The 17,556-nt window shown below is 55.5% G+C and carries 17 protein-coding genes; 10 read left to right on the top strand and 7 right to left on the bottom strand.

The genetic code is table 11. The features are described 5' to 3' along the window. Window positions 1-99 precede the first annotated feature (99 nt). The 3 genes from AAIE03_RS01955 to mgtA all read right to left on the bottom strand — a co-directional run bounded on the left by AAIE03_RS01955 (window position 100) and on the right by mgtA (window position 4,520). Window positions 100-573, bottom strand: a complete 474-nt coding sequence (locus AAIE03_RS01955) for a hypothetical protein (protein WP_022623558.1) — start codon at window positions 571-573, stop codon at window positions 100-102. Beyond that, a complete protein-coding gene (locus tag AAIE03_RS01950; protein WP_022623559.1) occupies window positions 560-1,345 on the bottom strand; it encodes a winged helix-turn-helix domain-containing protein in 786 nt (261 codons plus the stop codon). The genes AAIE03_RS01955 and AAIE03_RS01950 overlap by 14 nt, the downstream gene beginning before the upstream one ends. Before the next feature lie 472 nt (window positions 1,346-1,817). Then, window positions 1,818-4,520, bottom strand: coding sequence for a magnesium-translocating P-type ATPase (mgtA, locus tag AAIE03_RS01945; protein WP_022623560.1), 2,703 nt, complete (start codon window positions 4,518-4,520; stop codon window positions 1,818-1,820). Between the two features lie 648 nt (window positions 4,521-5,168). On the opposite strand from mgtA, the gene AAIE03_RS01940 reads away from it, so the two are divergent. The 6 genes from AAIE03_RS01940 to speG are packed head-to-tail and all read left to right on the top strand — an operon-like array spanning window position 5,169 to window position 10,704. After that, a complete protein-coding gene (locus tag AAIE03_RS01940) occupies window positions 5,169-6,743 on the top strand; it encodes an ABC transporter substrate-binding protein (protein WP_498562718.1) in 1,575 nt (524 codons plus the stop codon). Beyond that, on the top strand, window positions 6,743-7,795 hold the full coding sequence (locus tag AAIE03_RS01935; RefSeq protein ID WP_498562717.1) for an ABC transporter permease: 1,053 nt from the start codon (window positions 6,743-6,745) through the stop codon (window positions 7,793-7,795). The genes AAIE03_RS01940 and AAIE03_RS01935 overlap by 1 nt, the downstream gene beginning before the upstream one ends. After that, on the top strand, window positions 7,792-8,649 hold the full coding sequence (locus AAIE03_RS01930; protein WP_013026852.1) for an ABC transporter permease: 858 nt from the start codon (window positions 7,792-7,794) through the stop codon (window positions 8,647-8,649). Before AAIE03_RS01935 ends, AAIE03_RS01930 begins: the two co-directional genes overlap by 4 nt. Beyond that, the gene (locus tag AAIE03_RS01925; RefSeq protein WP_019106311.1) at window positions 8,639-9,469 is read left to right on the top strand and encodes an ABC transporter ATP-binding protein; all 831 of its coding nucleotides are present in this window, start codon (window positions 8,639-8,641) and stop codon (window positions 9,467-9,469) included. Before AAIE03_RS01930 ends, AAIE03_RS01925 begins: the two co-directional genes overlap by 11 nt. Continuing rightward, on the top strand, window positions 9,462-10,145 hold the full coding sequence (locus AAIE03_RS01920; RefSeq protein WP_015699659.1) for an ABC transporter ATP-binding protein: 684 nt from the start codon (window positions 9,462-9,464) through the stop codon (window positions 10,143-10,145). The genes AAIE03_RS01925 and AAIE03_RS01920 overlap by 8 nt, the downstream gene beginning before the upstream one ends. 13 nt (window positions 10,146-10,158) lie before the next feature. Continuing rightward, entirely contained in the window at window positions 10,159-10,704 is a 546-nt protein-coding gene (speG, locus tag AAIE03_RS01915; RefSeq protein WP_029570534.1) for a spermidine N1-acetyltransferase, read from the top strand. On the opposite strand, the gene AAIE03_RS01910 is transcribed toward speG, so the two are convergent. The 4 genes from AAIE03_RS01910 to AAIE03_RS01895 all read right to left on the bottom strand — a co-directional run bounded on the left by AAIE03_RS01910 (window position 10,705) and on the right by AAIE03_RS01895 (window position 14,024). Continuing rightward, the gene (locus AAIE03_RS01910) at window positions 10,705-11,124 is read right to left on the bottom strand and encodes a hypothetical protein (protein ID WP_015699658.1); all 420 of its coding nucleotides are present in this window, start codon (window positions 11,122-11,124) and stop codon (window positions 10,705-10,707) included. It lies immediately after the preceding gene. Between the two features lie 96 nt (window positions 11,125-11,220). Then, window positions 11,221-12,156: a homocysteine S-methyltransferase gene (mmuM, locus tag AAIE03_RS01905; RefSeq protein ID WP_174260901.1), complete on the bottom strand. Its 936-nt coding sequence runs from the start codon at window positions 12,154-12,156 to the stop codon at window positions 11,221-11,223. Next, a complete protein-coding gene (mmuP, locus tag AAIE03_RS01900; protein WP_014605203.1) occupies window positions 12,146-13,552 on the bottom strand; it encodes an S-methylmethionine permease in 1,407 nt (468 codons plus the stop codon). The genes mmuM and mmuP overlap by 11 nt, the downstream gene beginning before the upstream one ends. Window positions 13,553-13,688: 136 nt before the next feature. Beyond that, window positions 13,689-14,024, bottom strand: a complete 336-nt coding sequence (locus AAIE03_RS01895; protein ID WP_014605202.1) for a DUF2002 family protein — start codon at window positions 14,022-14,024, stop codon at window positions 13,689-13,691. 151 nt (window positions 14,025-14,175) lie between these two features. Between AAIE03_RS01895 and AAIE03_RS01890 the strand changes: the two genes are divergently transcribed. The 4 genes from AAIE03_RS01890 to nrdE all read left to right on the top strand — a co-directional run bounded on the left by AAIE03_RS01890 (window position 14,176) and on the right by nrdE (window position 17,554). Beyond that, window positions 14,176-14,493, top strand: coding sequence for a DUF883 family protein (locus AAIE03_RS01890; protein WP_014605201.1), 318 nt, complete (start codon window positions 14,176-14,178; stop codon window positions 14,491-14,493). Window positions 14,494-14,785: 292 nt separating this feature from the next. Next, window positions 14,786-15,028 carry a redoxin NrdH gene (locus AAIE03_RS01885; RefSeq protein WP_014605200.1) on the top strand — a complete coding sequence of 81 codons (243 nt, stop codon included), beginning with the start codon at window positions 14,786-14,788 and terminating at the stop codon, window positions 15,026-15,028. Between the two features lie 4 nt (window positions 15,029-15,032). Further along, complete coding sequence (nrdI, locus tag AAIE03_RS01880; protein ID WP_013026862.1) at window positions 15,033-15,446, top strand: class Ib ribonucleoside-diphosphate reductase assembly flavoprotein NrdI; 414 nt, start codon at window positions 15,033-15,035, stop codon at window positions 15,444-15,446. Next, a complete protein-coding gene (nrdE, locus tag AAIE03_RS01875; RefSeq protein ID WP_028715557.1) occupies window positions 15,416-17,554 on the top strand; it encodes a class 1b ribonucleoside-diphosphate reductase subunit alpha in 2,139 nt (712 codons plus the stop codon). Before nrdI ends, nrdE begins: the two co-directional genes overlap by 31 nt. Window positions 17,555-17,556: the final 2 nt, after the last annotated feature.

Genomic DNA, 17,556 nt, shown 5'->3' with positions numbered 1-17,556 from the left:
AATAAACACAAAATAATAAACCAGACAAAGGCAGCGGTGAGGCAAGAAGAATGAGGACAGGCGAGCAGCAGGCAAGCTCGTGCCCGTCCGGTCAATCCGTTAGCGGGTGTGACAGACAATCAGTGGCAATACACGGCTACCGATAAGTACGGCATCGTTCATACCGGTTATTTTGCTGATATAAAGATAGGAGAAGTTGGTATTCAATACGCTGTCAGGAACATTATCCCGCAGACCCGGATGAAGGGTGAAATGATTGAGTTTATACAGAGACTGAATATAAGGTGAATAGTGGAATTCGGCATTACGCCTTAATACGTAATCCTTGCCATTTTTATGTACGATGCCATCAACGGAGACCATTGCGTCGCCAGAATAACGCAGCGTCAGCACAAAACTGGCGTCCAGATGAAAGTCAGTGGCGGCATCGCGCTGCTGTAAATTAGCCGCGCAGGTAAATTCAAACATATCACTGTGCGATCGCACGTAATAATAGCTGGCATAAATGACCACGCCCGCCAGGGCAATGATGAGGCACAGCAATAAGGCGAGGCGTCGTTTAGGGGTTATCATTATCTGGCCTCCATCCCAGCTCGGTATAATTTGAGCACGCTATTTTTTCGTCTTTCGTTCTCACGCAGTAGGAGACATAGACGTTGCCGCTGTGGCCTGCCGTGACATTTCTGTCCACATAAAACATATACCGACCGCCCTTCTGACACGCCATTCCGCTGTCTGCAATCAGCTTGTGCCACACGCGTTCAGCAGGAAAGGTCGATTCACCGGGGTGAACGGGAAGATAAAAGACGTCACAGCCGTCAAGCCGGGCGACGCTGACGGGCGTGATGCTTTTCTCTTTCAGAAGCAGCGGAAGAAGAAGCACGCCGAGTAACAGCAAGATAAAACCGCCAGACAGCCAGTAGGCGCGCGGGCTGCGTCGCGTAACGGATGTGGAAGTGGAAGTGGACGCCGGTTCGCCCCCGGGATTTGGGGGCTGGAGGGCCAATTTTTGGATGCGAATGGCGGGATTGAAAACGAAGCCCACCTTGTACACCGTGGTAATCGCCTCCTGCTCTATGCCCAGTGAAGACAGCCCGCGTCGAATGGCGGAAACGTAGGCATTGAGGCTGTTGGAAGAAGGCGTTGCGCCCGTCTCTTGCCAGAAGTTATCCAGGATCTGCTCGCGGGCCAGCACGACGCCGGCGCTTTTCAGGAACATTTCCAGTAAATGGTTGCAGGCAGGCGATAGCGGCACGCTGGTCTCGCTGGAATCCACCAGGCATAGCAGGCCCTGAGCCGGTATAAACCGCACCAAATCGTCAATCACGTACTCCGTTTGTTGCATCCCGTTCTCCGGCAACAAACTGCGTGTTTAATCAATAAGCAACACATGCGTGGCAATAAACCCTTATCGGCATGGGACAAAAGCGCAATGGCTCACGAAGGCACACAAACGGTGAATGCGGAATTCGCTACGGCAGGACCCGGCCCTCGTCGAGGCGATCGCAGGTTCAGGTGGTTAACAACCTGCACCCGCGGCAGTGAACGCGGCCTGCCCCATACCGGCTCACCTCAAGATCCCCCGACGCTGGCGCGGTGAATAATGTGCAAATTGTATCAGAGAAATCTGGCGGGAGAGAGGGAATGACCAGTAGCTTGCTTACATTTATGGCATCACTTTCGACGGATTGATCCAAAACAAAGTGCGCGATCGGCAGCAATGCGGGGAGAGTACGGCGGGCGGTGGATGCCTTGCCAACGCGGTTTCGGCATCCACCTGTCGTTTATGACGCTATCGGTTTATTCCTGCAGGCAGATTAATACCAGCGGCCGAAACGTTTGATATAAAACATTTTCATTCCCTGCGCGACCAGGCAGTAGCTGAATAGCGTCAGCACCAGCCAGGGGAAATAGTGCCATGGCAGGGGCACTAACCCGACCATTGCGCCAAGCGACGAGAACGGCAGCAGAATACCGGCGGCGGAAATACCCAGCGTGGTCAGCAGCACCGGTAACCGGGCACAGCTCTGAACAAAGGGGATTTTCTGCGTCCGTAACATGTGCACCACCAGCGTCTGGGACAGTAAACCTTCAACAAACCAGCCGGACTGGAACAGCGACTGCGCACCGGCGTGATTGGCGCCAAACACATACCACATCAGCGCAAAGGTTGTGACATCGAAAATAGAAGAGGTTGGCCCCATCCACAGCATAAAACGTTTGATGTTACCCGCATCCCATTTACGCGGTTTGCGCAGAAACTCGCGATCCATTTTATCCCAGGGCAACGCCAACTGAGAGACGTCATACATCAGGTTCTGAATCAGCAGCTGTACAGAGAGCATGGGCAGAAAAGGAATAAACGCACTCGCTATCAGCACGGAAAACACGTTGCCGAAATTCGAACTGGCCGTCATGTTCAGGTACTTGATGATATTGCCAAAGGTCTCACGCCCTTTCAGTACGCCTTCGCCCAGTACCGCTAAGTCTTTTTCCAGCAAAATAATGTCGGACGACTCTTTGGCAATATCCGTCGCGCTGTCGACCGAAATGCCGACATCCGCCTCCCGCAGCGCAGGTGCATCATTAATGCCATCGCCAAGAAAGCCAACGGTATGTCCATTCTGTTGCAGCAGTTTAAGCACGCGTGACTTCTGCTGAGGCGTAAGTTTGGTGAAGATCATGCAACGCTCGACGTCCCGGCGCAGCTCGTCGTCACTCATGGCCTCGATTTCATTACCGGTCAGCATGGCTTCTGAAGCCAGCCCGATTTCCTGACAGACGCGCATCGTCACAAGGGGATTATCGCCGGTCAGCACTTTAACGCGAATTCCGCTGTCTTTCAGTGCCTGTATCGCCTTGCCCGCGCTCTCTTTAGGCGGATCAAGGAATGTCAGCAGGCCTTCAATCGTTAATTCGCACTCATCTTCACGGCTGAGCGGCACCGATATCCCGTGCTCACGCGTGGCCACCAGCAACACACGAAAACCCTGCTGGTTATAATGCCGTGTCAGCGCGAGCAGCTCTGCGCGCTTTTGCTCGCACAGTGGAAGAGTGGTATCGCCCTGACGTAGCGTGGTCGCCGCCGCCAGCATTTCTTCTACAGCGCCTTTGCAGATCAGCAACGGGCGGTGGCTTTGCAAATCCTCCACGATGACCGAGACACGACGACGAACGAAGTCGAAAGGAAGCTCATCCACTTTCTGAAACTGGCTACACTGCGCTTTAGACAGCGTTTGCTCACCAAACTTCAGCACGGCGCGATCCATTAAATTTTTCGCACCGCTCTGGCTGCTGCTGTTAAGCCATGCCAGCAGCAGGACGCGGGCATCCTCTTCATCGTTAGCGTTGAGATGCGCCGACAGCAAAATATTGTCCTGTGTCAGCGTGCCGGTTTTATCAGTACAGAGCACATCCATTGCTCCGAGGTTCTGAATGGCGTTCAGGCGTTTAACAATCACTTTGCGGCGCGACATCGCAATGGCGCCTTTTGCCAGATTGGCGCTGACAATCATGGGCAGCATTTCCGGTGTCAGGCCCACCGCAACGGCCAGCGCGAACAGCATGGCATCCATCCAGTCGCCCTTGGTAAAGCCGTTCAGCAGTAAGACAATCGGCACCATCACCAACATAAAACGGATGAGGAGTCTGGAAACGCTGTTCACGCCGCGGTCAAACGATGTCTGTGGACGGCGGCCGGACAGAGAGGCCGCTAGCGAACCAAACCAGGTCTCGCTGCCGGTGGCGACCACTAATGCTCTGGCCGTGCCGCTGGCAACATTGGTCCCCATCAGGCAGCTGTTTTTCAGCTCAAGCACGCTGCGACCGGGTTGCTCTTCAATCTCCACGCCTGCGCTGAGATCGTTTTTTTCTACCGGCAGGGATTCCCCGGTCAGGATCGCCTGACTGATGAACAGATCGCGTGAGGTCAGCAGGCGCACATCGGCAGGCACCAGATCACCCGCGCTCAGTAAAATGACATCCCCCGGCACCAGTTCGCGCATATCGATATCGTAGCGACGGGAGATTGCACAGCCCTCTTCCCGCCGCAGCACGGTCACCTGAGTGCGCACCAGAGATTTCAGCGCCTGAGCGGCACGATTGGTGCGAAACTCCTGCCAGAAACGCAGCAGCCCGCTCAGCGTCACCATGGTAAGAATAATCGTCACGCCCGAGAGATCGGTGTCCTGACCAGCCCGCAACGGCAGCCAGTAATCCGTTATAAAGCTCACCAGTGCCAGAACCATCAGCACATAAATAAACGGATTATTGAATGCCGTAATCAGCTGGATAAACGCAGAGGGCGCCTTCTCATGCATGACTTCATTACGACCATAGTCATTGAGCCGCGCGCTGGCTTCCGCATGGGTCAGCCCCTCAAAGCTGCTGTGCAGATTCGTCAGCGTCACATCGGTGCGATAACGTGCTTCACGTTCAATGGCATAAGGGGTGTTTGATTTTTTTGCTGCACGATGCGCATGGTAAGCCATCGCGGCTTGTTCGAGTTTCATGTCGCTCATGTCGACATCTCCCTGATTTAAAGCAACAGATATCCTGCATGCCAAATAATGCATGCCTGGTTTTCCGGTGATTACCGGTTTATTGAATCAGCCCGTCTCTTAGAAAAAGTTATTTTCCCCACCCTGCGGCCGTAATATCAGGCCGACAGATGTCGGGCCTTGCGAAATAAACGCAAAGCAAAAGAAAGCTGAAAGTGAAAGGGTGCGCAGCCCGCAGCTACGCCTGTCGAGGCGGAGGAAAAAGTGCCAGAATATACATCAACATAGCGTGCTCTCGCGGTGACTACAGCGTTAATTTCAAGGAGAGCAATCGTGATCTAAAGAAGGGATTGCTGCCCGCCGTGTGGCAAGCAGCGAAATGCAGTTAGCTTGCCGGAGTTAAATCGCGTTTAGGGTGACTGTCCAATGTATGACTCCTGCAAATATTTTCACGTAGTATAAACGCCGGGCCCTTCGGGTAAAGGAAAATAACCGCTCAATTGCCATCTCGTTTATTAACCGTTTCTGTTTCGCACAGCCATTTTGTTTGCGTCTTATAACCGGGCTGCATTTGTTATAACTTTTTTGCATATCATTAGCCGATAATGGACTATTCTTTGCATGAGCCCTTTCGTACACTCGCGTTACTTTCTCAGGCAAGGATTTTCCATGAAAAAAATAATTCCATCACTACTGGCCTTGTCACTGGCCACCGCCTTTAGCGTCAATGCTGCCACACCAAAAGATACGTTAGTCGTGGTGCAGTCGACCGATGATGCCGACAGCTTCGATCCGGCGAAGGGATTTGAACTCACCAGCGTACAGGCGTTCACCAATATTTATCAGCGGCTGGTCCAGTCCGACCCGCAGAACCCAATTGATTTAAAACCCACGCTGGCAACGTCCTGGCAGCCAGGCAGTGACAATCGCAGCCTGACATTTGCGTTGCGTAAAGACGCTAAATTCTCCAGCGGCAATCCACTGCGTCCGGAAGATGTGATCTTCTCGCTGGGTCGCGTCGTGAAACTGAATCTGGATCCCTCCTTTATTCTTACCCAGCTCGGCTGGAATAAAGATAATGTGGATAGCTTCCTGAAAAAGGTCGATGACGACCATGTGCAAATCAGTTGGACGGCCGACGTCAGCCCGGCCTATGTGCTGAGCCTGCTGTCAGCACCGGTGTCCTCCATCGTCGATGAAAAAACCGTTAGCGCGAACGCCGAAAAAGGCGATTTGGGGAACGGCTGGCTGGCTACGCACTCCGCCGGTAGCGGCCCGTATCAGATTCGCAAGGTCGTGATGCACCAGGCCGTGATCCTGACCGCCAATCCGACCTCTCCAGCCGGGGCGCCAAAGATCAAAAATATTCTGATCAAGAACGTGCCGGAACCCGCGGCCCGCCGTCTGCTGCTTGAGCAAGGTGATGCAGACATCGCCCGTAACCTGGGGGCCGATCAGATCGCCTCGCTGCAGGGCAAAAGCGGTGTGAAAACCGAAGCCATTCCGATGGCCTCGCTGTATTACATTCAGTTCAACATCGGCAACAAAAACAACGCCGCCTTAAAAAATCCGGCCTTCTGGGAAGCCGCGCGCTACCTGTTTGACTACAAGGGCATTGCCGGACAGCTGCTGAAAGGCCAGTTCGATGTGCACCAGACGTTTCTGCCGAAAGGTTTTCTGGGTGCATTAAACGACAACCCCTACAGTTACGATCCTGAAAAAGCCAAAACGATTCTGAAAAAGGCCGGCCTGACTAACGTCAGCTTCACCCTGTCTACCAGCAATCAGCCTCCCTACATGGATATCGCTCAGGCCCTGCAGGGCAGCTTTGCCAAGGGCGGCGTGAAAGTGGAAGTGTTACCGGGACTGAGCTCTGAAGTCTCGACCCGCGTCAAAGCGCATAATTACGAAGGCACGATCAACGCCTGGGGCGCAGACTACTTTGATCCGAACACCAACGCCGCGTCATTTGCCTATAACCCGGAAGATGGCAGCAAGACGATTGCTTACCGTTCCGACTGGCACATTCCGGAGCTGAACAAACAGGTGCTGGCGGCAACGGCTGAAAGCGATCCGAAAAAACGCGTTGAGCTGTATCAGGCCATGCAGCGTGAAGTGCTGAAAAGCTCGCCTTATGTGATTGGCCTGCAGGCGAAAAATCTTATCGCCCTGCGCGATAACCTCAAGGGCTATGTTCAGGGCATTAACCCGGACATGGTTTACTACTCGCAGGTAACGAAGTAATGGCACAGTCTGCCTCTTCTGCCGGGCCCGCCCGGCATGTCTGGCGGCGCGTTGGCCGCCTTTCATCAGGCTTGCTGTCGCTGGCGATCACCCTGCTGGGTTTGCTGGCGTTCACTTTTATGCTGTCGCATCTGTCCCCTATCGATCCGGTACAGCAAATCGCTGGCGATCATGCCAGCGAAGCGACCTATGCGCAGGTGCGTCACGATCTGGGATTAGATCAGCCGGTACTGATGCAGTTCTGGCACTACATTGAACACCTGCTGCGCGGCGATCTCGGCGTATCCCGCCTGACCAACCAGCCGGTGAGCAGCGACCTGCTTCAGACGTTTCCGGCCACTATCGAGCTGGCGACCTGCGCGATGATTTTTGCCGTCATCTTTGGCGTTTCACTGGCACTGATTGCCGCGTGGAAACCCGGCAGCTGGATTGATAACGTCGCCCGCTTTATCTCCCTGCTGGGCTACTCTGTGCCGGTTTTCTGGCTGGGCCTGCTGGGCCTGTTGCTGTTTTATGCGGTTCTGCACTGGTCTGCCGGACCGGGGCGGCTGGATGATATCTGGGCCTATACGCTGGAGCTGAAAACCGGCTTCGTGCTGATTGACAGCTGGCTGTCGGGTGACCGGGAAATATTCTGGAATGCGGTGGCGCACTTATGGCTACCGGTGGTGATCCTGGGCCTGCTGGCGATGGCAGGCATCACCCGCCTGCTGCGCGCGGCGCTGCTGGAAGAGAGCAGTAAAGAGTATGTGGTGCTGGCACGAGCCAAAGGCGCGGGACGGGGGCGCATTCTGTTGCGCCATATTTTCCCTAACGTGCTCGGCACCCTGATTACCGTGATTGCGCTCTCTTACGCGACCTTGCTGGAAGGCTCGGTCCTGACGGAAACCGTATTTGCCTGGCCCGGCGTGGGGCGCTACATGACCAATGCGCTTTTCTCTGGCGATGTGCCGGCGATTTTAGGCGCCACCTTACTGATAGGCGGCTGCTTTATCCTGATTAACGCGCTGGCGGATGCCCTCACCTGGTTAACCGACCCGAGAACACGATGACGCAACAACTCACTGAACTTGAAACGGTGCGACCCCGTCGCCGCCGTCGCCGCATCACCTCGTTAACCATTGGATTGACGCTGGTGACGATTGTGATTCTGATGGCAGTGCTGGCCCCGCTTATTGCCCCCTACGATCCGAATCTGCAAACCATCGCCAGCCGGTTGCTGCCCCCTTCGGCTGCACACTGGTTCGGCACCGATGGATTTGGTCGCGATTTACTCTCCCGAGTGATTTATGGCGCGCGCCCTACGCTGCTGCTGGTCTCGCTGATCCTGGTTCTGACCATTCCGGTTGGCCTGTTGGTGGGGATCACCGCGGGTTACGCGGGCGGCTGGACCGAGCGCGTATTAATGCGCATTACGGATATTTTTCTGTCGCTGCCCAACCTGGTGATTGCGCTGGCGCTGGTCGCAATGATGGGACCGGGACTGATGAACGGCGCGCTGGCTCTGGCGCTGACCAGTTGGCCTCCGTTTGCCCGCCAGGCACGAGCCGAAACCCTGGCGCTGCGCCGCAGCGACTATCTGGCGGCGGCCCGAATGCAGGGGATTACCGGTTTTCGCCTGATGTTCGGCCATATTCTGCCGCTGTGCCTGCCCACCGCGGTGGTGCGCGCCGCACTCAGTCTGGGTGGGATTATTCTGGCGGCCGCCGGACTGGGCTTCCTTGGCATGGGCGTGCAACCGCCGACCGCCGAGTGGGGTTCAATGGTGGCAGAAGGCAGTAAGGTCATATTTGACCAGTGGTGGGTCGCTGCTGCACCCGGCGCGGCCATTCTGTTTGCCAGCCTGGCCTTTAACCTGACAGGCGATGGCCTGCGTGACCGACTGGATACCCGACATGCAAAATAACATTCTGGTAGAGTCGCTCAGCATCCGCAGCGACGACGCGACGCTGGTCGATAACATTAGCTTTTCTATCGGGCGTGAGCGCGTGGCGCTGGTCGGCGAATCCGGCTCCGGCAAATCCCTTACTGCACGAACCCTGATGGGACTGCTGTCTCCGTCACTGCATCTGCAGGCTACCCAGCTCCAGGTCGCCGGTGAAAATGCCCTGACCCTGAACGAACGCAGCTGGAGTAAGCTTCGTGGCGATCGCGTGGCCATGGTGATGCAGGATCCCAAGTATGCGCTGAACCCGGCGCGGACGATCGGCTGGCAGGTTGAAGAACCGCTGATTCTGCATCGCCGCCTGAGTCGGGCGGAACGAAAAGAAAAAGTCTGCGATATGCTGGACGCGGTGGGCCTGCCCGATCCGCGAGCCCTGATGCAGTTCTATCCGCATCAGCTTTCGGGCGGCATGGGCCAGCGCGTGATGCTGGCGATCGCCCTGATTACCGATCCGGCTTTTTTGATTGCGGATGAGCCGACCTCCGCGCTGGATCACGCCATGCGCGATCAGGTGCTGTCGCTGATCCGCCAACTGGTTGAGTCACGCAACATGGGCCTGCTGCTGATTAGCCACGACCTGCAACAGGTTTCGGAACACTGCGAGCGGGTTATGGTGATGTACAAAGGCCGGGTGCTGGATACGCTGCCGGCCGCCGATCTGCCTCAGGCCACGCATCCCTACACCCGCACGCTGTGGTCATGCCGTCCCAGTAAAGTAACACATGGACAACCACTGCCGGTTCTGGACCGCGCGGCGCTGGAGGCCAACCACAATGATTAATTTGCATAACCTCAGTGTGTCACACAAACAGGGTTACGATCTCCGCACGGTGGTGCACGACGTGAATCTACAGGTGAACGCCAGTGAGTGCTTTGGCCTGGTCGGCCCGTCCGGCTGTGGTAAATCGTCGCTACTGTGGGTTATGGCTGGACTGAATCCCCACTGGCAGGGCGAGATGCAGCTGGCCGGGCATCCGGTGCAGCCAGGCAAAACCTTTACCGGTGCGCTGCGCCAGGACGTGCAAATGGTGTTTCAAGACCCATATGCTTCCCTGCATCCGCGCCACCGTTTGCGCCGCACGCTGGCTGAGCCGCTCAGGCTGCTTAAGCAGGATAACATTGACGATCGTATTGATGACAGATTTCGCCATGTCGGGCTGGACCCGTCGTTAGCCGATCGTTATCCTCATCAGCTGTCCGGCGGCCAGCGTCAGCGCGTGGCGATTGTTCGCGCTCTGTTGCTGCAGCCCAAAATACTGCTGCTGGATGAGCCGACATCAGCACTGGATATGTCAATACAGGCTGAAATCCTCAATCTGCTTAACGATCTCAAGCGTCAGGATGGCCTGACCATGGTTCTGGTGAGTCATGATCCTGACGTGATTGACCATATGTGTGACCGTGCCGTACGCATGGCGCAGGGGCGGATCGTTGAGCACATTGCCGCTCCAGCCTAAGTAAGGAAAGATAATGACCATCAGACTCCGCCCGCTGGAAAGAGAAGATCTGCACTTTGTGCACCAGCTTGATAACAATGCCAGCGTCATGCGCTACTGGTTCGAAGAGCCGTATGAGGCTTTTGTTGAGCTGTCCGATCTCTACGACAAACACATTCACGATCAGACCGAGCGACGTTTCGTGGTGGAACATGAGGGGCAAAAAGTGGGAATGGTGGAACTGGTCGAAATTAACCATGTCCATCGCCGTGCTGAGTTTCAGATCATCATCGATCCGACCCATCAGGGCAAAGGCCTGGCAACCCAGGCCGCCCGCCTGGCGATGGATTACGGTTTCTCAGTCCTCAACCTGTACAAGCTGTACCTGATTGTCGATCAGGAAAATGAGAAAGCGATCCATATCTACAGCAAACTCGGTTTTGAGATCGAAGGCGTGCTAAAACACGAATTCTTTATCAATGGCGAGTACCGCAATACGATCCGTATGTGCATTTTCCAGCATCAGTATCTGGAACGGCATAAAACCCAGGGCAGCATGGTCAAACCCACTGCCCAGTAATCAGCCGCGCGCGCCGACCGGATTCATGTAAGGGCTGGGATGCTCTGGCTCGAGGTTGTACATGCCGCCATAGAACGGATCCACCAGTAACCAACCGGGTAAACCCAGCAGGGGAATATTTCCCAGCAGATACCAGAGGTTGGCGCGGGCCTCAATTGGCACCGTTACTGGCACATAGCCCGGACTTTCCAGCATCAGCAGATAGTGTTTTTTGCCAAAGTAGCGGTGGTTGGATTTCTCCAGGACGACGGTTTTCGGCGTGTATCCTTCCGCAACCGGGCGGCCGTTTTCATCCTGCACGGTAAAACGCGCGCCCGGCGGCTGTGAATCGATCAGAACCGATTGAGTTTCAGTGCCAACAATGGTGGCGCAGCCGCTCAGAAGCATCGCGGCGGCAAGCGCCAGAATGTGCTGTTTCATGGAAGGATCCGATAAAAGTCAGGAAGCACAGTGTAAACCGCCCTTCCCACCTTTTCATCTGTCTCAATCGGGCTATCATCGCCCGATTCTGCCGCTTTATTGCGGTTGACAATGCCGGGCAATAGCCGCGATGTCTTTGGGGGAGGTGCGGCAGCAGCCGCCAATGAGCCGGGCACCGGCCTGCTGCCACTCGCTAAACTTGTCATGCAAGGTGCAGCCAGAGGGCGCAGAGTGCCAGGTTTTGCTGCTGGCGTCGTACTGCTCGCCCGAGTTGGGATAGACCACCAGCGGTTTGTCCGTCAGGCGCTGGAGCTGCTGCAGGGCCGGCGTAACGCTTTCCAGCGCAATACAGTTGATTCCTAATGCCACCACCTGCGGTTGCGCATTGAGGTAAGCCGCCACCTCACGCAGCGGCGTACCGTCGCTGATGTGTTCGGCATCACGCAGCGTGAACGAGAACCAGGCGCGGCTGTCAGGTAATTCGCCTAACAGGGCAACCAACGCCTGGGCTTCTGCAAAGGAGGGCAGCGTTTCGCAGGCCAGTACATCCACGCCCGCCGTCAGTAATGCGTTGATCCGTGGGCGATGGAACGCCATCATTTCAGCCTCTGGCAGCGCGTAATCCCCCCGGTATTCCGATCCATCGGCCAGAAACGCGCCGTAAGGTCCGACCGATCCCGCCACCAGCAGGATCTTTGCTTCGGCCTGCGTCGCCAGATAATCTGCGCGGGCACGTTTAGCCAGTTCGACGCTTTGCGCGATCAGCGCCAGAGACTGCGTTTCGTTGAGGCCCCGCGCCGCAAAGCCCTGCGGCGTTGCCTGATAGCTGGCAGTAATGGCGCAGCGCGCGCCGGCAGCAAAATAGTCGTAGTGCACCTGGTAAATCAGCTCAGGGTTCTCTACCAGCACTTTAGCGGACCATAACGCATCCGCCAGATCGCAACCACGTGCCTCAAGCTCGGTCGCCAGCGCGCCGTCAAGAATTAGCGGTGCAGACTGTTGTAATGCGCGCGAAACAGGATCATGCGACATCCCTGGCCTCCTTAGCCTGTGTTTTTTTGTGCGTGACATGGTAAGCGCCATAGCAAAACAGCACAAACGGAATTCCGCACCACAGGGCAATACGCTGCGAGGGATCGAAAGCCAGCCCCACACAGGCCAGCAGGCAAAGCAGGAAGCCCAGGATGGGAGTGAGCGGATACAGCGGCGCGCGATAAACCAGTTCCTGCAGCGATTTACCCTGTTGCACATGACGACGACGAAAAACATAGTGCGACGCGCAGATGCTCAACCACACGGCCACCACGGCAAAGCCAGAGATAGCAGACAGCGCCACAAATACGGTATCCGGCGCGACCACGCTGGAGAACAGCGCCAACAGGCCGCCGATCATACTGACCGTTATCGCCAGCAGCGGTACCCCGCGTTTGTTGACCCGGGCGAAGGCGCGCGGCAGCGTGTTCTCATTGGCCAGCGACCACAGCATGCGGCCTGAGGCATACAGACCCGAGTTCGCCGCAGACAGGATGGCCGTGAGTATCACAAAGTTAATGATATCTGCCGCCCAGGGAATGCCGATCTTCTCAAATACCAGCACAAAGGGACTTTTAACGATGCCGGCCTGGTCCATTGGAATTAAGGCGGCCAGCACGAAAACGGTGCCGACAAAGAACAGGATCAGGCGCGCGACGGTAGTGCGAATGGCCAGCGGCACGACTTTTTGCGGGTTTTCGGTTTCGCCTGCGGCAATGCCAATTAGCTCGGTGCCGGAAAAGGCAAAGTTCACCGCGACCATCGTCATCAGAATCGGTAATACACCATTAGGTAGCCAGCCGTGTGCGGTGATATTGCTCAAACCCGGCGCGGGTGTGCCGTCTTTCATCGGGATAAAGCCAAACATGGCCGCGCCGCCCAGGACGATAAAGGCGACAATCGTGATGACTTTGATGATGGAAAACCAGAATTCCCCTTCGGCAAAGAAACGGGTGGAAATCACGTTGAGCAGATAGATGGCGATGCAGAAGACCAGGCACCATAGCCAGACCGGCACATGTGGAAACCAGTACTGCATGCAGAACCCTGCCGCCGTCAGGCTGGAGCCCAACGCGACGGTCCAGGTCAGCCAGTACAGCCAGGCGACGGTATAGCCCGTGGCCGGGCTCAGATAGCGAGCGGCATAGACGTGAAATGCCCCCGTTTCAGGCATGGCGACCGACAGCTCACCCAGGCAGGCCATCACAAGCCATACCACCAGCGCACCAATCAGATAAGCCAGCAGCGTGCCTGCGGCCCCGGTGGTGGAAATAATGTAGCCGGTATTAAAAAACAGGCCGGTCCCGATGACGCCGCCCAGCGATAGCATCACCAGGTGGCGAACTTTCATGGTTCGCTTAAATTGATCCTGCGAAGAAGTCGTCTGCTCGCTCATATATCCCATCCGTATGGACGTCTAAACATCTATATGCAGCAGATTTATACGCATTACGGCGCCGAAATGCAACGGGCGAAACGGTCAGGCATCGACGGGAAGGGATCGTTGCCCCGCGTTAACGGGGCGGGATGCGCTAGCCGAACACGCTCTGTATATAGCGTTCAAGCGCCATGCGGGAACTGAAACCGTGTGGAATACCATAATGTTCCTGCGAATCACCCGCCAGGTAGAGAGGGAACTGCGTGTAGTGATCACAGGTTTTCATTTCTGACGCCGGTTCGGCAAAAGGCTGACTTTTTTCTTTCAACGTTGGGTGAATGATCAGCGCCGTGCGCCCCATACGCGCTTCGCGGTTAACATAAACATAGTTGTCGCCACGACGGTAGCCATAAGCGCGTGGTGTAATCTCATCGACTTCAAAGCCTACTTTTTCCAGTACGCGCGCTACCTCATCTGGTCGTAAATACATGCTTGATCCTCTCCTCTTCAAAAGCCACGCAACCTTACATCAGCGTGGCTGCACGGGCATTCGGAATTTTCCCTAAAGGGCCATCCCGCGCCTCGTTAAGTCAAACGTGGTCTACACTGAGTATTACGTGTTAATGACAAGGGAGCCAAAAATGTTTAATCGAACGCAAAAAAACGATGACATTGATATCAATCAGGATGTGAACGAGCTGGCTGATTCACTTGAAGCGTTGCTGAAATCTTACGGCAGCGAAGCGAAGGATGAGGTTAATTCTGCCCGCAGCCAGGCGGAAGCCCTGCTGAAGCAAACCCGTGCGAAATTAAATGGTGGCGGCAATCGTGTTTCGCAGGCCGCCCGCGATGCCGGCTATCAGGTTGATGCCTATGTGCATGATAAACCCTGGTACGGTGTCGGCATCGGCGCTGCGGTCGGGATTGTGCTGGGCGCGCTGTTAGTGTCCCGCCGCTAGTTCCTGCCCTGCCGTTATCATCAGCCTCGCTCAATGAGCGGGGCTTTTTTTATGCCTGTTTTTTGCGCAACTGGCTTTACAAAATATTTTTTCGCGTGGCAGGGCGCGTCGCCACTGGCTTGCCGCATCCGGGGCCATTAACCCCATATATAGTACGCTTGACCGCAATTAACGCTACATCTAGTATTCATTTCATTGTCACACCACAAGATGTTTGCAAGGACGAAGCCTGATTCATGGAAAAAAACTTCGTTATCCGCAGCGGCACCGCAATGAAAGAGGAATACGAATCATGCGCATTATTATTTACACTAAAAACAACTGTGTCCAGTGTAATGCCACGAAAAATGCACTGGATCGTCAGGGCATCGACTACCACCTCATCAACCTGGATACGCAACCGGAGGCCATCGATAACCTCAAGGCCTTGGGTTACCGCCAGGTACCGGTCGTCATGACGCGTGACGATCACTGGAGTGGGTTCCGCCCTGACAAGATAGCTGGCCTGTCTCAGTCTGTGGCGATGGGCGGATAGCCGCATGTTTCCACTGGTCTATTTTTCCAGCCAGTCGGAAAACACCCATCGGTTTATTCTCCGTCTGGGCCTGCCCGCGTGCCGCATACCGATTGACGCGAAGCAACAGCTGCACATTGACCAGCCCTATATTCTGGTCGTGCCCAGCTATGGCGGCGGCAGCCACCGCGGTGCGGTGCCCAGACAGGTTATTCAGTTTCTCAATGATGACGCCAACCGCAACGGCTTACGCGGCGTTATCGCCGCCGGTAACCGTAATTTTGGCGAAGGTTACTGCCTGGCTGGCGACATCATTGCTAAGAAATGTCAGGTTCCCTACCTGTATCGGTTTGAACTGATGGGAACCCCCGACGATATCGCCAATGTGAAAGCGGGAGTAACCCAATTTTGGCAACGACAGATACCCTCAACGACGTAGCGCTGGATTACCATGCGCTGAACGCCATGCTGAACCTGTATGACGCTGACGGCCGTATCCAGTTTGATAAGGATCAGCAGGCCGCACGTCAGTTTGTTATTCAGCACGTGCAGCCCAACACCCAGCACTTTGCCAGCATCGCCGAGCGCCTGCGCTATCTGGTCGCCGAAGGCTACTACGAAGCTTCCGTACTTAATCAGTATGATTTTAACTTTGTCTGCGGGCTGCACGACGAAGCCGATGCATGGGGCTTTGCGTTCAAGACCTTTTTGGGTGCGTGGAAGTACTACACCAGCTACACCCTGAAAAGTTTTGATGGCAAGCGTTACCTGGAAACCTTCGAGCAGCGTGCCTGTATGGTGGCGCTGACGCTGGCACAGGGCGATGAAACCCTGGCGCGCTCGGTGCTGGAAGCCATCCTGAGTGGCCGTTTTCAGCCCGCCACGCCGACGTTTCTGAACAGCGGCAAGCAACAGCGCGGCGAACTGGTTTCCTGCTTCCTGCTGCGCATTGAAGACAACATGGAGTCGATTGGCCGGGCCGTGAACTCTGCGCTCCAGCTGTCTAAACGCGGCGGCGGCGTGGCGTTTCTGCTGTCGAACCTGCGTGAGTCCGGCGCGCCGATCAAGCGCATTGAAAACCAGTCTTCCGGCGTTATTCCGGTGATGAAAATGCTGGAGGATGCGTTTTCTTATGCTAACCAGCTCGGCGCGCGTCAGGGAGCCGGCGCAGTCTGGCTGAATGCTCACCATCCGGATATTTTGCGCTTCCTGGATACCAAGCGCGAAAACGCCGATGAAAAAATCCGCATTAAAACGCTGTCGCTGGGCGTGGTCATTCCGGATATCACCTTCCAGCTTGCCAAAGAGAATCAGCCGATGGCGCTGTTCTCGCCCTACGATGTTGAAAGAATCTACGGTCAGGCGTTTGGCGATATTAGCATCAGCGAGAAATACGCGGAGATGCTGGCGGACGACAGAATCCGTAAAACCTATATTCAGCCGCGCGATTTCTTTCAGACGCTGGCGGAAATCCAGTTTGAATCAGGCTATCCCTACATCATGTATGAGGACAGCGTAAACCGGGATAACCCGATTGCCGGTCGCATCAATATGAGCAACCTCTGCTCAGAGATTTTGCAGGTGAACAGCGCCAGCGAATTCAACGAGGATCTCAGCTACCGCCGCATGGGCAAAGATATCTCCTGTAACCTTGGCTCGCTGAATATTGCCCATGCGATGGATTCTGGCGATCTGGCCCACACGGTAGAAACGGCAATTCGGGCGCTGACTGCGGTGTCAGATATGAGTGACATTGGCTCGGTTCCCTCCGTTGCGGAAGGCAATCGCCGCTCGCATGCTATCGGTCTGGGTCAGATGAACCTGCATGGTTACCTGGCCCGTGAAGGCATTGCTTACGGATCACCCGAGGCGCTGGATTTCACCAATCTCTATTTCTACTGCGTGACTTATTATGCACTGCGTGCCTCGAATCAGCTGGCAAAAGAGCGCCAGCAGACTTTCGACGGTTTTAGCGCCTCAACCTATGCCACCGGCGCGTATTTTGACAAATATCTGCAAAGCGACTGGCAGCCGCGAACCGCCCGCATCGCCGCCCTGTTTGCCGATGCGGGCATCAGCTTGCCCTGTCACAACGACTGGCTGGCACTGCGTGAATCGGTGATGGCCTCGGGGCTGTATAATCAAAACCTGCAGGCGATACCGCCTACCGGATCGATCTCCTATATCAACCACGCCACGTCCAGTATTCATCCGATTGTGTCGCGAATAGAGATCCGCAAAGAGGGCAAAACCGGTCGCGTTTACTATCCGGCCCCCTTCATGACCAACGACAATCTGGAACTCTATCAGGACGCTTACCAGATTGGGCCGGAAGCCATTATTGATACCTACGCAGAGGCGACCCGACATGTGGATCAGGGCCTGTCATTAACCCTGTTTTTCCGGGATGACGTGACCACGCGCGACATTAATAAAGCGCAGATTTACGCCTGGAAGAAAGGGATTAAAACGCTTTACTACATTCGACTGCGCCAGATGGCCCTGCAAGGCACTGAAATTCAGGGCTGCGTCTCCTGCGCACTGTGAGA

The organism is Pantoea sp. Ae19-2 (assembly GCF_059801205.1).
This window is presented reverse-complemented; position numbering and strand designations above follow the sequence as displayed.